The organism is Novosphingobium sp. LASN5T (assembly GCF_003856955.1).
Taxonomy (GTDB): domain Bacteria; phylum Pseudomonadota; class Alphaproteobacteria; order Sphingomonadales; family Sphingomonadaceae; genus Novosphingobium.
In genome coordinates, this window is record NZ_RQSI01000043.1 from 1 (window position 1) to 13519 (window position 13519).

Below are 13519 nucleotides of genomic sequence, written 5' to 3' on the forward strand. Positions count from 1 at the left end.
GCCTTGGTCGGCGATTTTTTCAAGGAGGGTTGGGGCTTCATCTTCGTTCCTTCGTCACTACGACGAAGCCCCAACCCTCCTTAAATCACAACCTCAAATCTGTGCCATTGGCGCTGACGGGGGACAGGTGTGCAGGTCCGTCAGCAGCAGGACGAACGCATCCGGGCCATCCAGCAGAACCAAATCCTGCAAAGGCAGCGAACGCCGAGCGGCCGCTAAATCTGCATGTTCATGATATCCTTATATGCGGCGAGCAGCTTGTTGCGGATTTGAAGCGTTGCCTCGAACTCGATATCCGAACGCGACTTCATCAGCATCACCGCCGCTATGTCGGTCGTTTCTCCGCGCTCATAGGCCTCGGTCGCCACATCCTCCTGTTCCATAGTCTCGTTCACGCTGGCGATCGCGGAGCGGACGCTATCCGTTGGGGAAGGCTGATTGACCGTCAATGCCGGTACGCTGGTTGCGGTGGCACTAAGTGCGCCCTGCAGCTTCGCGGCGAAGGCCTCTGCCGCTTTCGGATCGATAGTGGCCGGTGCCGTCGCATTGCGGATCGCGGCATTGCGTTGAATTATAGCATTGCGAGCAGCCAGAACTCTATCGATGTCCGTCATGATGGCCTCCCTGCCGATGCGGGTGCTGCGAGCTGAGAATGGATATGCGGGAGCCTCGTCACTTGGTGGCCTCCTGCTTGCGCTGAGCGAACATCGCCCTGAAATATTCGAAGGTGCCCGTGGCCTTCAGGGTCACGGTCACTCTGCGACCCGTGAAATTCCGGAGGCCGATGCCGTAGAAGCCGCCATGTGCGGCCTTGAACTGTTGTTCGCCGTCACTGGACAGCCCGATCGCCAAGATGCTCGGCGTCTCATGTCCGCTCTCGACATGATAGCGATAGCCAAGGTCGGCACCGTCGGTCTGCCAGGAGAGCGCCATGCGGTCCCCAGACTCAAGATATCCGTTGACCTCTTGCGATCCCCCCGGCTCGACAATGATGGTGAGATTGACGGTCTGCGGCATGGAATGCGGCGTCGGCGCCGCCACGAACCTGACGAAAAACACCATCGTACCGATCAGCACGGCAACCAAAGCTGCCAACTGAACTGCCATTACAGAGATCCGGCGAGCGCGCGGTCTGTTAGCAGGGGCGATCACATCAACTCCTCCAACAGGAGGAGTCCGAGATAACCAACGAAAAACATTGCGCTGACAAGAGGGCTGTCGGGCCGTTCATGCGCCTCGACCAACAATTCCTCTGTTACGAGGTAAAGCAGAGCCACCATGCCGAAGCTCAAAAAACCAACGATGATGGTTGGAGGAAACAGGGCAACCGGCGCTGCTATCCATGCACCAAACGGTAGGAGAAGGCCCAAGGCGGACGTGATGCCCACAATGCGCCATCGCGAAACGATCGTTTCACCAAGCTCGGCCGTCACCGTCAGCCCCAAGAACAGGACTTCAAGCGTCAGGGCGACCGTCAACAGCAACCCGGCCTTTTCGCCAGCGAGAAAGGCCAGCCCCAGAACGAGGCCGTCGACAAGAATATCGATCCCGACCGCACCAAGCATTGCCACTGGCCCCTTGGCTCTGCCCTCCACCACCTTGAGCAGGAGCATGACGCCTAATCCGACCAATCCGCCGATCAGCGTGGCTACCGGCGAAGCGCCATGTTTGATCTGCGGAAGAACCTCCGATGCCGCCGCTGCAAAGACAACGCCCGCAGCCAGGTGCTGCATCCCGCTTACAAATGTGGGACCGGGGCGTCGAACGACCGACAGCACCGCCCCTATGATGACGGCCGTAAGCGGGATGAGGGTGTAGAGTATCGCCGACATCATGCCTTCTCCGGGGACGCGCTGCTGTCATGTGTCGCGCGCTTCAAAGGGCGAGAGCCGCGCAAGGTCAGGAACGTGGTCAAGCTGAGGACGACAGCGATGTCATAAAGGCCGTATCCTACTGCGGCGCCCAGCGCGCCGGTCGCCCAAAGGCTGGCGGCGGTAGCAGTGCCCGACGCTTTGCCGCGATGCTTCAGGATCGCGCCGCCACCGATGAAACCGACGCCGGTAATCAAGCCTTCAAGGATTCGGGCCTGCGCAGGCGACGTCCGACCAAGGATAGCGATGCCGACCAGCACGAATCCGCAACTGGCGATGGCGACGAGAGGAAAGGTGCGGATGCCTGCGCTCCGCTCATCCTTTTCCCGGTCCCACCCCACCGGCAGCGCTAGCGCGTAGGCTGCGCCCAAGCTGAGGATGTGGGTGGCGGTCTCCCACCATGACGGCGCGATCAGCATCATCGCGGCCATGTTCGGCGCCGCAACGACACCGTTGATATGGACCGCCAGCTCATCCCTTCGTCGCGTCGCGATAGGCCAGGAGCCGCAGCGCGTTGACCACGACCAAAAGTGTCGAACCTTCATGGACAGCCACCGCTGGCCCGATGCCCAGCCCAAGGATAGTCGCTGGAACCAAAAAGGCGACGACGCCCAGGCTCACGAAAACATTCTGGCGAATGATCCATCGGGTATGCCGGCTGAGGCCAACGGCAAATGGCAGATGCGCAAGGTCGTCGGCCATCAATGCGACATCGGCAGTTTCGAGAGCGACGTCTGATCCGGCAGCGCCCATCGCAATTCCGACCGTGGCCGTAGCCATGGCTGGTGCGTCATTGACGCCATCCCCGACCATGGCGACTTTTGCCTGCGCCCTCAGTTTCTTGATCGCCTCAACCTTATCGTCGGGCATGAGGTCGCCCCACGCCTCATCGATGCCGACCTGCTTGGCGACGGCATCCGCCACCCGCTGATTGTCGCCAGAGATCATAATCATGCGCTCGATGCCGAGCGCCCGCAGCTTCTCAAGGGTAGCGCGTGCCGCCTCACGCGGCGTATCCAACAGCCCGATCGCACCGAGATCCTGACCATCCCGGCGCACGATCATCGATGTGAAGCCACCTTTGCGCAGCTCCTCGATCGCCTCTGCCATTTGCGCGGAAAGTGGCGGGATGCCATCGTTCCCGAACATTTCCGCCTTGCCGATCAACACCTCATCAACGTCCACCAGAGCCGAAACACCCCGCCCAGTCAGGCTTTTCAGATTGCTGGCCTCGGGAATCGGCCTGTTGCGAACATAGTCCTTGCCATCTCGCGCTATCGCCTGCGCGAGCGGATGATCGCTCAGCGATTCGACCGCCACTGCGATGGCCATCAGTTCTTCCTCTTCGACACCGGGCGCGGTGATGACTTTCTGAATGCGCGGTTCGCCTTTGGTGAGCGTCCCCGTCTTGTCGAAGGCTATGGCGTTGAGCGAACCCAGCAGCTCCAACGGCGCGCCACCCTTTACCAGCACGCCACCGCGCGCTGCCCTCGCCACCCCTGACAGAACCGCACTGGGCGTTGCGATGGCGAGCGCACAGGGGCTGGCCGCCACCAGCACCGCCATGGCCCGATAGAAGCTGTCGCGGAATGGCTCATCGACCACCACCCACGCGAACAGGAGGATGAAGGCCAGCGCGAGAACAGCCGGGACGAAAACACGCTCGAACTTGTCGGTGAATCGTTGGGTTGGCGATTTTTGCGTCTCCGCTTCGCTCACCATCTTGACCACCTTGGCGAGCGTGCTTTCGCTCGAAAGCCGTATCACCTCGATTTCAAGCAGCCCGCTGCCATTGATCGTCCCGGCGAAGACGCGAGACTCTGCATCTAGGCGATCGGCGTTTGCGCGCGCAGCAGCGGCGTCCGCGACCGGCTTTTTATCAACCGGCATGCTCTCGCCCGTGACAGGGGCCTGATTGATTGCGCTGGTCCCCTTGATGACGAAGCCGTCGGCGGCCACCCGCTCATCCGGCTTGACGACGATGACGTCGCCGATCGCTAGATCCTCCACCGGGACTTCATGGGTGCTTCCATCCTTGCCGCGAACCAGGGCGGTCCTTGGTGCCAGCTCTGCCAGAGCCTCGATCGCGCGCTTCGCGCGCCCCATGGCATAGTGTTCGAGGGCGTGACCCAGGCTGAAGAGGAAGAGCAGCAACGCGCCTTCGGCGAAGGCTCCAAGGGCGGCGGCACCGGCAGCCGCGACCAGCATAAGCGTATCGATTTCGAACTTGCGGAGTTTCAGATTGTCGATGGCCTCGCGCAGCGTGAAAAAGCCGCCGAAGAAATAACCTCCAACATAGCAGGCCGTGGGCAACCACGATGGCGCCCCGACCAGCAGCTTTTCGATGCCATAGCCTATCCCCAGCAGTGCACCGCATAGCAGCGCAAAGATCAGCTCGGTATTGGCGCCGAAAATGCCACCATGTTCATGGCCACCCTCTTCGCTGCCATGGTCGTGTCCAGCATGGCTTTCCTCAGCCTTCGCCTTTTCCGAGCCGTGGGCATGGCCTGAATGATCCTCTTGCGCCTTGGCGCGAGCGATCGGCCTGACGCCCATCCCAGCCAGCTCCGACAGGATGATCTTGTCGGAAGTCTCTTCCCGATCAAACTCGACCCGAACCTTGCCGGATGCATCCGCGCTGGCCTCCAGCACTCCGGGCAGACCGCGCAATTTATCGCCCACGGTCCTGGCCCGACGCTGATGCCCGATGCCTGTCATGTCCCAATGGGCATGGCCGTAGCGGTCGCTGATCGAGGCGCCCGCGCTCTGAACGAAGTCGCGGATGCGCTGCATCGAAAGCTGGTCGGGGTCGTAGTGGACGCACAGCTTTGCCGGCGCGCCATCGACGGCCGCGACGACATGCGTCGTTTCGACCCCTGCCCTTCCCTCGATGGATTTCACCAGACGACCGACGCAAGCATCGGCAGAGTCCGCTACCTCCGGCAGCACCAGCGGTATGTCGAGTTTCAGCTTCTCGGTCATGCGTCCATCTCCGATCTTTCGATTGTTTCATGCAGAGCAAATGGGTGGATTGAGCCGCGCCTGTTCATTTCTGCCGCTCATGATTGGCAAGCCAGGCGCGCATTTCTGCGATTTCCTGCCGCTGGGCTTTGATGACCTCACCGGCGAGGCGCCGAACCTCTGGGTCGCGCCCATATTTCAGTTCGACCTCGGCCATGGCGATCGCACCTTCATGATGGGGGATCATGGCGCGCATGAAGTCCACATCGGCATCACCTGAAAATGGGACGTCCATCGCCCCATGCATCTGGATGTTGATGGCGCGATATTCGGTGGTCGAAGCGGCCTCTCTAGGGGGAGGCGACGCGCGCTGGTGATCGGCATGCTGCGCCGCCGCCGGCGAGGATATCGCCATAATGGCCATGTTCAGCCCGATGAGCGTCATGCCCTTCATTCGATATGATCTCATTTCAGTCCGGCCTCTCGTTTTGCGCTCGCTTCATTCCCGGCGTCCTTGAGAATTTCGAGACCGCCCTTGATGGCTATGGCGGCCGTCAGAAATCCGACGATCAGGTCGGGCCAGTTGGTCTTCAGCCAAATGACCAAGCCGCCGGCGACCAATATTCCGCCGTTCGAGACGAAATCGTTGAAGCTGAAGGTTGTGGCTGCCCGCAGATTGACGTCCGGGGCGTCAAGTTTCTGAAGCAGTCTGAGGCAGACATAATTGACCACCCCCGCTATTGCCGACATGACCATCATATCACTGCCGATCGGCTCGCTGCCGTAGATATAGCGACGCACCACATCGGCAAGGATGCCCACGGCAAAGACCAACAGCATGATCCCTGACACAGAAGCAGCGCGGGTCTTCCACACCGGGCCGCGCGTCAAGGCCGCAATGCTGAGCGCATAGACGGCGGCATCTGAGAGATTATCGACACCATTGGCGATCAACGCACTTGAATCGCCTACCAAGCCAGTGACGAAAAAGGCCGCCGATATGGCCGCATTCAACAGCAGGACGATCCACAGCGTCCGCCGTTCGATTGCCGAAGGTCCATTGGGAGGGATGTCAGCCACCTGCATCCTCCTTCGTGGAGTTTCCGATCGCCTGTTCTGAGCGGATGCGAAGGCACCGCACAGGCTTGCGATCAGGACGGGTCATCGTCAGCGCGCCGCTGCCGGAGATGGCCACGTTGAGATTATGGCCCACATAGGTCAGGCCAGTTGCCGGCGCCGACAGTCGCACCGGCTTTTCGGCGGGTAGCCGAGCAATATCCAGGGTCAGACCGTCGGCAAGAAAGTCGGCATCATATTTGGAGCCGTCGTCACAGGCATAGATTTGCTCGCCGATCAGCGCCGGCAGCGAACTGCGATCATGCCTTCCGTCGGGATCATCGCCGGCGGATTGTTCGGAACATGCTGTCAGAACGGCTATCGCCGCTGCGCCGCCCAAAAAGAGCAAGGGCAGCGGCAACAAACCTTTAGTCCTCCACTTGCTCATCCTCCAACTCCGCTGTGCATATCTATCGCCATGGGCGCCCGAGGGGGCGCGGCGCCCATGGCGCGGGCCATCTCGCACGTCCCGAAAGGCTCAAATCGGTGCGGTGGCCGGTTCATATTCGATCAGTCGAACAGGTTGCGCAGGAAGCCTTTGCGCCCACCATGGCCGCCGCCGTGGCTGCTACCGTGGCCACCACCATGCTTGCCGCTCCGGCCATGCTTGTCGCCAAACATGCCCAATGTGCTGCTCGGTTCCTGATAAGCCGGCTGTTCGGCCATGCTACGTTCGATGATCTTGTCGAGTTCGCCGCGATCGAGCCAAACCCCCCGGCATTGCGGGCAATAATCGATTTCGATGCCTTGCCGCTCGCTCATGACGAGATCGACTTTGCAAACGGGGCAAGGCAGGCCTTGATGGGCAGCGTTATCTACCATGATGATTCCTTTCCTGTGGAGCGCGCCGACGGCGGCGCGCAGATGCAATCGATGTCGAGGAACGCGAATTCGACTCAGTCATTGGTCGATCCGCGTGTCGGTGCCGTCGATACGAGCTTGAGTTGCACCTTGCCGTGAGGTGGCCGTAGCCCACGCTTTTTGAGGGCTTTCAGCAGGGCGCTATCATGTTCCTGCATCTCTTCGCGTATGGTGCGACGTGAGAACCAGCCTAAGATACTGCCCAGTCCACCTCGCAGTTCAAAGATATGGCGCACCTCCGCGCCAGTCTTGGCGGGCAGGATTTCGTAGCGTTCACTGAACTTGAAAAGGCCGCTGACCTGGCCGCGCCAACCAAAACCTTGCGGCTTATTGATATGGTCGATTTCGATCCAGAGCCTGGCTCGCCGCCGATCGAACAGTTTCAACGAGAGTTCGGCATGGGTTGCCTGCGCATTGAGCTGGCTGAACCGATAGTTCGGATGCCATTGTCCATATCCGCCAAGCTCCGAAATGAAGCTCCAGCTCCTCAGTTGTGAGATCGGCGCCGTGAAAACGGTTTCCTCAATCATGTTCCATTTCCTCACTTTGTTCGAGGATGGGGAGACCATGATGCACATGCCCTCCCCCTCGCTCATCAGTGTTGAGGTTGCGGAAGCTGCTCGCCGCCTTGCGGTTCTTCATGCTCTTCGAGATCCTCGTAGAGAGGTATCTCGCGTCGACCGTAGCGGGCGTAGAGCGTCGGAAGCACAAACAGGGTGAGCAGGGTTGCCGAGATGAGACCGCCAATAACAACGGTCGCCAAGGGCTTTTGCACTTCGGCGCCAGCGCCTGTCCCCAAGGCCATCGGCACGAAGCCAAGGCTTGCGACCAATGCCGTCATCACTACAGGGCGGAGACGCTGGATGGCTCCGGTTCGGGCCGCCTCTGCCCTGTCCATCCCTCGTCGCATGAGTTCCTGAATGGAGGAGACCATCACGAGGCCGTTCAATACTGCGATGCCCGACAATGCGATGAAGCCAACCGCGGCGGATATGGAAAAGTCCATTCCCCGCAAGAACAGGAGCAGCACACCACCGACCAGAGCCAGCGGAACACCCGTGAACACGATCGCCGCGTCGCGAGCTGACCCGAGCGCCCCATAGAGGAGCATCAGGATAAGCACGAAACAGGCCGGGATCACGAGCTGCAACCGCTCGCGCGCGGAAGCCAGATTTTCAAACTGGCCGCCCCATTCGAGATAGCTGCCTGCTGGCAGACGCACGTCCTTGGCGATGGTAGCCCGCGCATCTTCCACGACGCTGGCGATATCGCGGCCACGAACATTCGCCTGTACCACGACACGGCGCTTTCCATTTTCGCGGCTGATCTGGTTTGGACCATCCACGATCCTGATGTCGGCGACGCTCGCGAGGGGAACGAACTTGCCCCCAGGAAGAGGAACCTGGACCTGCTGTAGCGTCGATAGGTCAGCGCGTTGAGCTTCCGATAGACGGATCACCACGGGAAAGCGCCGATCCCCTTCGAAGATCATGCCGGACTCGCGACCGCCCAAAGTTGCGGTCACGATGTCCTGTACGTCCTGCGCAGTCACACCGACGCGGGACATAGCATCGCGATTTACCCGGATATCGAGCATGGGCAGGCCCGTGGTCTGCTCGACCTTGACGTCCGCAGCGCCCTGAGTGCGCCTGAGAACGCTAGCGATTTTCTCTGCGGTGGCGTTCATGGCGTTGAAGTCGTCGCCGAACACCTTGATCGCTAGATCGCCTCGCACGCCAGCAATCAGCTCATTGAAGCGCATCTGGATCGGCTGTGTGATCTCATAGGCGTTGCCGGGGAATTTGTTCAGGTTGGCTTCGAAGCGAGCGACTAGATCCGCCTTTGTGAGACTCGGGTCGGGCCACTGGTCGCGAGGCTTGAGGATGATGAACATATCGGTGGCGTTGGGCGGCATGGGGTCCGACGAAAGTTCGGACGTGCCTGTTTTGGAGAAGACGAACTGCACCTCTTTTTGAGCCGTAAGCATCTTCTCGATGGGAACCTGCATAGCCTGGCTCTGCTGGACAGAGGTGGCAGGGATACGAAGGGCCTGGATGAGGAGATCGCCCTCATCGAGTTGGGGAAGAAAGACCTGGCCGAGCGACATGAACGCCGCGATGGCCAGCACGAAACCGCCGACACCCGTGCCTATGGTCAAGGTTGGCCGGTTCATCGCCTTATCGAGACCGGGTTCATAGCGGGCCTTCAGCCAGCTCATGATCCGACCATCCTTCTCATCGACACGATTGGACAGCCAGATAGCGATCGCTGCCGGCACGGCCGTCAACGAGAGAACGAAGGCGAAGGCGAGCGCGATGATGACGGTAAGCGCCATCGGCACGAAGGTCTTGCCCTCAACACCCGTCAGGGTGAGCAGCGGGACATAGACAAGGATAATGATGGCCTGGCCATAGACCGAAGGCCGGATCATCTCGCGCGCCGCCGATGCGACAACATTCAACCGCTCATGAAGGGTCAGCACGCGACCTTCATGTTCCTGGCGATGCGCCATACGACTGAGCGCATTTTCCACAATGATGACGGCACCATCGACAATAAGACCGAAGTCGAGAGCGCCCAAGCTCATGAGGTTGGCAGACACGCCGGCTTTGAGCATCCCAAATCCGGTCAGCAGCATCGTCACCGGAATGACCATCGCAGCGATGAGTGCGGCGCGGAAATTTCCGAGCAGAGCGAACAGCACGACGATGACGAGCAGCGCACCTTCACTCAGATTCTTCGCGACCGTCTTGATAGTTGAGTTAACCAGTTCGGTTCGATTGAGGACCGGTTGCACAACGACGTCAGGCGGAAGCGATGCCTGAATTTCCTGCAAGCGGTCTGCTACGGCCGTCGACACGGTGCGGCTATTCTCGCCGATACGCATGATGGCGGTGCCAACCACGACCTCCGTGCCATTCTCAGATGCCGAACCCATACGTATGGCCTGCCCGGTTTTCACGGCAGCAACCTGGCCAAGGGTAATGGGTGTCCCGTCGCGCGTAGCGACGATGATCCGCGACAATTCGTTGGCGTTGCGGATAAGGGCGTCGGAGCGAACAGCCAGCCCTTCACCATTGCGATTGACGAATCCGCCGCCGACGCTTGTGTTATTGCGTTCGAGCGCGGTGCCGAGATCGGTGAGAGTGAGGCCTAGCGAAGCAAGCCGCTGGACATCGGGGACGACCTGAAATTGCTTCACATAGCCGCCGATGGAGTCGATGCCGGCAACGCCCTTGGTGTTCTTCAGCAACGGGCTGACGATCCAGTCCTGCGTGGTACGCAGATATGTGGCCCGTTCAGTCTCATCCGTGAGGCGGTCGCCTTCCGGGGTGATATAACTTCCGTCGGGCTGCATGCCGGGTTCACCGGGCAGATGCTTGTCGTCCTTGCGGTGCTCAAGCTTGACGGTCCACATATAGACCTCGCCCAGACCCGTGGAAATCGGTCCCATCTCCGGAACCACGCCATTGGGCAGATTTTCGGAGACCCCTGTAAGGCGTTCTCCTACCTGCTGACGGGCAAAATAAATGTCCGTCGATTCATCAAAAACGGCCGTAACCTGCGCAAAGCCGTTCCGGCTAAGCGAGCGTGTATTCTCAAGACCGGAGATGCCGGCGAGTGCTGTTTCGATAGGGAAGGCTACCTGCTTTTCGACCAGTTCGGGCGAAAGGGCAGGCGCCTTGATGTTGATTTGGACCTGATTGTTGGTGATGTCCGGAACCGCATCGATCGGGAGCCGATACAGGGCAACGGCACCAATAACGGCGGCTATGGCGGTCAGAAGCAGGACGAGCCAGCGCTTGTGAACCGCCCAATTCACGATTGGGGCGATCATCGGCTCAATCCTCCGCCGCTTCGCTCTTGCCGAGTTCGGCCTTGAGCGTGAAGCTGTTGACGGTCGCGATCTGCTCGGTGCCCTTGAGGCCTGAGCGAACAATCACACTGGCACCGCTGGTATCGCCCAACGTGACGGGGACGGCCTGGAAGCCGGTTTTGGTCCGGACGAATACGACCGACTTCCCCTCGTCTGTTTGCACCGCTGTCGTGGGCACGCTGATCGCGCCATCACCACCGCTGCCGGTGAGCTGGACAGAGGCCGTCACCGGCTCACCCACCCGCCATTCCATATTCCGATTGTCGAGTATGGCGATGACCGGAACCAACCGGGTCTGTGCATCGAGCGCAGGAGACACGAAGCTAACCTTGGCGGTAGCCTGACGACCAGCGGCGGTAACGGTGACGGTGTTCCCTGGCTTGACCCGGCCCGCATCGGCGGGTTGTAGGTTGAGCGACAGCGAGACACTGGACAGGTTGGCGATCCGATAGAGTTCAGCATCCGCCGCGACGGTCTGACCTAGCACGACGCTGCGTGATATGACCTGACCGGAAACGGGCGCAGCAATACCCAGACGGTTGAGGCCACCCCCACCTCCACCGGCGGCGGAGACCTGTTGCTGCGCCTGATTATAGGCGATCCGCGCTTCAATGGCCGCAGTTCGAGCGGCGATGAGATCCTGTTCCGGCGAGACGCGCTGCGCGAAAAGCCGCTGTTCGCGTGCCAGATTGGAGTTCGCCAGCGCGAGACGTGCGCGAGACGCTTCGACTTCGCCCTTGAGCTGCGCCGCTTCTCTGCTCTCGATGACGGCCAGAGTATCTCCGCGACCCACGGACTGGCCAAGATTCCGGGTTAGCGATACCACACGCCCACCAATCGCAGCCGATACCACCTGTGTGCCTTGCGGATCACCCTCAATCGTCGCCGGCAGCTCTAGCGTTCCTCCTCCACCCACGGTCGGCCGAGCAATCTGGATTCCCGCCGACGCGATCTGATCCGTCGAAAGTGTAATCTTGCCCTCGACGGGGGAAGCATTTGCTTCCTGCTCATTGGCGGCAGCAGCCTCAGTGCTGGCTTCACCGCCCCCGCCACAGCCGGCGAGAAGAAAGGCCAGGGTCAATGGCAGCAGAAGCGCAGTTTTCTTTGTCAGTTTCATAGGATTAATTCCCCTGTTCCGGCGCGGGAGCGGTGAGACGCTGCAACCGCGCCTTGGCGTTTTGGTACGAGGCGAGGGCATCGATCGCGGCGACCCGCGTGTCGGCAAGGGTCCGTTCGGCATCGAGCAAATCGAGCTGTCCGAATTTGCCCTCACGATATCCGACGCGGGCGATGCGAGCGGCCTCTTGAGCCGCGACAAGCGCGGGACCGCTGGCGTTTCGCGCAGTGGTTGCGGCATTGTCTGCCTCCGCTTGGGCATCGGTAATGGCCTGTTCTACGTCGAGCGCGGTCATCCGACGCTGAGCTTCGGCACGACTGCGTTCCGCGCTCGCTTGCGCGACGGCCGCCCGACCAGAGTTGAAAAGCGGTATCGGGATCGAGACGGAGAACACCGCCGCGATATCCTTGCTGACCTCTAGACGGCGGATCGCCGGACCGACCGTTACATCGGGCACGCGCTGGGATTTAGCGAGCTGGACGCCGGCGTCGGCGATAGCAAGATCCGCATCGGCGGCCGCCATGGCCAGCGTTCCAGCGCTTTCTACCATGTTCGGGCCGTAAGAAGCCGGTGGCAGCAAATCGAGCGCGGCGGTATCCAGCGGCCCAATAATGGGCTTGCCGATCCGACGCGCGAGATTGGCACGCGCCGCATCCGCAAGCCTGGCTGCCCGCTCGGCACCCGCTTGGGCATTCAGCCGTGCAACATCTGCCCTTTGCTCTTCGATCGGCGAAGCCCGCCCCGCCTGAACCCTTACCTTGGCGGCATTAAGGGCATCTTGCGCGATACGAAGCTGATCGCGGGCCGTCACCACCCGGCGTTCCGCGGCAATGGCATCGATATAGAGTGCAGTGACCTGCACCCGAATGTCGGCTTGGGTAATCGCTGCGATCAGCACTGCCCTGTTCGACTGCGCATCCGCAACCGCGATGCGGGCCGAACGCTTCCCGCCCAACTCGATGGGGATGTTGACTCCAACAGTCGTTTCGGCTTGGCGGAAACCACCATAAGGCCCTGACCCGACGACGTTCTCGACCTGGCTCTGAACCGTCGGATTGGGACGAAGGCCAGCCACGGTCCGTCCCGCGCGAGCTGCATCGATCCCAGCCTGCGCCGCATCTGCTGCCGGGGCGCTTCCGCCTGCGGCCGCGACTGCATCATCGAGAGTGAACACAGCCCCTACAGACTGTTGTGCCGTTACATTGTCCTGTGCTTGCGCCACGGCGACGCAAGACGTGGCAGCCAGAAAGGCCGCAATGATCCTGTGCATGTAGAAATTCCTGATTGATAGGCATCAATCTGCGCACCCGGAATACGGGTGACAGTCAGTTGAGCTTCAATCAGGCGATAGGAGGCCGCAAATCAGGCCCGACGGTCCAGCGACCAGGAGCCGCCTCTTCGACGGACATCAGCGCTTCCGTAACGATAGCAAAGATGGTGGCCTCGGCGGCACGCGCAGGCAGGAAGGAGGCCGCACCATGGCAGCCATGGTGATGAGGGACACCCTTATCAGAATCGCCTTGCGATTGGTCCGCGTCCCCTTCGCTGTGGACCTTACCCGAACATTCGATGCTGGTCTGAGCTGCTGAGAGCGTCGGATTAGGCACTTCGTTCGCATGCACAGTTGCAACCGTCGTTAGCGACGCCACAAGCAGGCAAAGAAGGAGGAAGCTCCAGCGAAACATGGACACGCCTCTAGCCGATTTTTTCACACCT

14 protein-coding genes are annotated in these 13519 nt (G+C 60.7%); all 14 read right to left on the reverse strand.

What is annotated here, in order from left to right; genetic code table 11:
* Positions 1 to 215: 215 nt before the first annotated feature.
* Positions 216 to 614: a flagellar hook-basal body complex protein FliE gene (locus EH199_RS19690; RefSeq protein WP_124810865.1), complete on the reverse strand. Its 399-nt coding sequence runs from the start codon at positions 612 to 614 to the stop codon at positions 216 to 218.
* 58 nt (positions 615 to 672) lie between these two features.
* The gene (locus EH199_RS19695) at positions 673 to 1107 is read right to left on the reverse strand and encodes a hypothetical protein (protein ID WP_124810866.1); all 435 of its coding nucleotides are present in this window, start codon (positions 1105 to 1107) and stop codon (positions 673 to 675) included.
* A 41-nt stretch (positions 1108 to 1148) separates the two neighbouring features.
* On the reverse strand, positions 1149 to 1832 hold the full coding sequence (locus tag EH199_RS19700; RefSeq protein ID WP_124810889.1) for a ZIP family metal transporter: 684 nt from the start codon (positions 1830 to 1832) through the stop codon (positions 1149 to 1151).
* The gene (locus EH199_RS19705) at positions 1832 to 2287 is read right to left on the reverse strand and encodes an MgtC/SapB family protein (protein ID WP_124810890.1); all 456 of its coding nucleotides are present in this window, start codon (positions 2285 to 2287) and stop codon (positions 1832 to 1834) included. Before EH199_RS19705 ends, EH199_RS19700 begins: the two co-directional genes overlap by 1 nt.
* Positions 2288 to 2342: 55 nt before the next feature.
* Entirely contained in the window at positions 2343 to 4853 is a 2511-nt protein-coding gene (locus EH199_RS19710; protein WP_124810867.1) for a heavy metal translocating P-type ATPase, read from the reverse strand.
* A 64-nt stretch (positions 4854 to 4917) separates the two neighbouring features.
* Entirely contained in the window at positions 4918 to 5286 is a 369-nt protein-coding gene (locus EH199_RS19715; RefSeq protein ID WP_223806792.1) for a DUF305 domain-containing protein, read from the reverse strand.
* Between the two features lie 11 nt (positions 5287 to 5297).
* On the reverse strand, positions 5298 to 5918 hold the full coding sequence (locus tag EH199_RS19720; RefSeq protein WP_124810868.1) for a cation transporter: 621 nt from the start codon (positions 5916 to 5918) through the stop codon (positions 5298 to 5300).
* On the reverse strand, positions 5905 to 6336 hold the full coding sequence (locus EH199_RS19725) for a hypothetical protein (RefSeq protein WP_223806793.1): 432 nt from the start codon (positions 6334 to 6336) through the stop codon (positions 5905 to 5907). Before EH199_RS19725 ends, EH199_RS19720 begins: the two co-directional genes overlap by 14 nt.
* 122 nt (positions 6337 to 6458) lie before the next feature.
* A complete protein-coding gene (locus EH199_RS19730) occupies positions 6459 to 6770 on the reverse strand; it encodes a zf-TFIIB domain-containing protein (RefSeq protein ID WP_124810893.1) in 312 nt (103 codons plus the stop codon).
* 74 nt (positions 6771 to 6844) lie between these two features.
* Positions 6845 to 7339 (reverse strand): SRPBCC family protein, encoded by a 495-nt coding sequence (locus EH199_RS19735; RefSeq protein ID WP_190287364.1) that lies wholly within the window; start codon positions 7337 to 7339, stop codon positions 6845 to 6847.
* Positions 7340 to 7404: 65 nt separating this feature from the next.
* Positions 7405 to 10647, reverse strand: a complete 3243-nt coding sequence (locus EH199_RS19740; protein ID WP_124810870.1) for an efflux RND transporter permease subunit — start codon at positions 10645 to 10647, stop codon at positions 7405 to 7407.
* A 4-nt stretch (positions 10648 to 10651) separates the two neighbouring features.
* Positions 10652 to 11803, reverse strand: a complete 1152-nt coding sequence (locus EH199_RS19745; RefSeq protein ID WP_124810871.1) for an efflux RND transporter periplasmic adaptor subunit — start codon at positions 11801 to 11803, stop codon at positions 10652 to 10654.
* Positions 11804 to 11807: 4 nt separating this feature from the next.
* Entirely contained in the window at positions 11808 to 13073 is a 1266-nt protein-coding gene (locus EH199_RS19750) for a TolC family protein (protein ID WP_124810872.1), read from the reverse strand.
* A gap of 70 nt (positions 13074 to 13143) precedes the next feature.
* Positions 13144 to 13488, reverse strand: coding sequence for a hypothetical protein (locus EH199_RS19755; RefSeq protein WP_124810873.1), 345 nt, complete (start codon positions 13486 to 13488; stop codon positions 13144 to 13146).
* Positions 13489 to 13519: the final 31 nt, after the last annotated feature.

Coding starts and splice junctions, on each gene's coding strand:
- EH199_RS19725 (WP_223806793.1), bottom strand. CDS start 6,336: ATGAGCAAGTGGAGGACTAAAGGTTTGTTGCCGCTGCCCTTGCTCTTT.
- EH199_RS19755 (WP_124810873.1), bottom strand. CDS start 13,488: ATGTTTCGCTGGAGCTTCCTCCTTCTTTGCCTGCTTGTGGCGTCGCTA.
- EH199_RS19695 (WP_124810866.1), bottom strand. CDS start 1,107: ATGGCAGTTCAGTTGGCAGCTTTGGTTGCCGTGCTGATCGGTACGATG.
- EH199_RS19740 (WP_124810870.1), bottom strand. CDS start 10,647: ATGATCGCCCCAATCGTGAATTGGGCGGTTCACAAGCGCTGGCTCGTC.
- EH199_RS19735 (WP_190287364.1), bottom strand. CDS start 7,339: ATGATTGAGGAAACCGTTTTCACGGCGCCGATCTCACAACTGAGGAGC.
- EH199_RS19710 (WP_124810867.1), bottom strand. CDS start 4,853: ATGACCGAGAAGCTGAAACTCGACATACCGCTGGTGCTGCCGGAGGTA.
- EH199_RS19730 (WP_124810893.1), bottom strand. CDS start 6,770: ATGGTAGATAACGCTGCCCATCAAGGCCTGCCTTGCCCCGTTTGCAAA.
- EH199_RS19750 (WP_124810872.1), bottom strand. CDS start 13,073: ATGCACAGGATCATTGCGGCCTTTCTGGCTGCCACGTCTTGCGTCGCC.
- EH199_RS19720 (WP_124810868.1), bottom strand. CDS start 5,918: ATGCAGGTGGCTGACATCCCTCCCAATGGACCTTCGGCAATCGAACGG.
- EH199_RS19715 (WP_223806792.1), bottom strand. CDS start 5,286: ATGAAGGGCATGACGCTCATCGGGCTGAACATGGCCATTATGGCGATA.
- EH199_RS19745 (WP_124810871.1), bottom strand. CDS start 11,803: ATGAAACTGACAAAGAAAACTGCGCTTCTGCTGCCATTGACCCTGGCC.
- EH199_RS19690 (WP_124810865.1), bottom strand. CDS start 614: ATGACGGACATCGATAGAGTTCTGGCTGCTCGCAATGCTATAATTCAA.
- EH199_RS19700 (WP_124810889.1), bottom strand. CDS start 1,832: ATGTCGGCGATACTCTACACCCTCATCCCGCTTACGGCCGTCATCATA.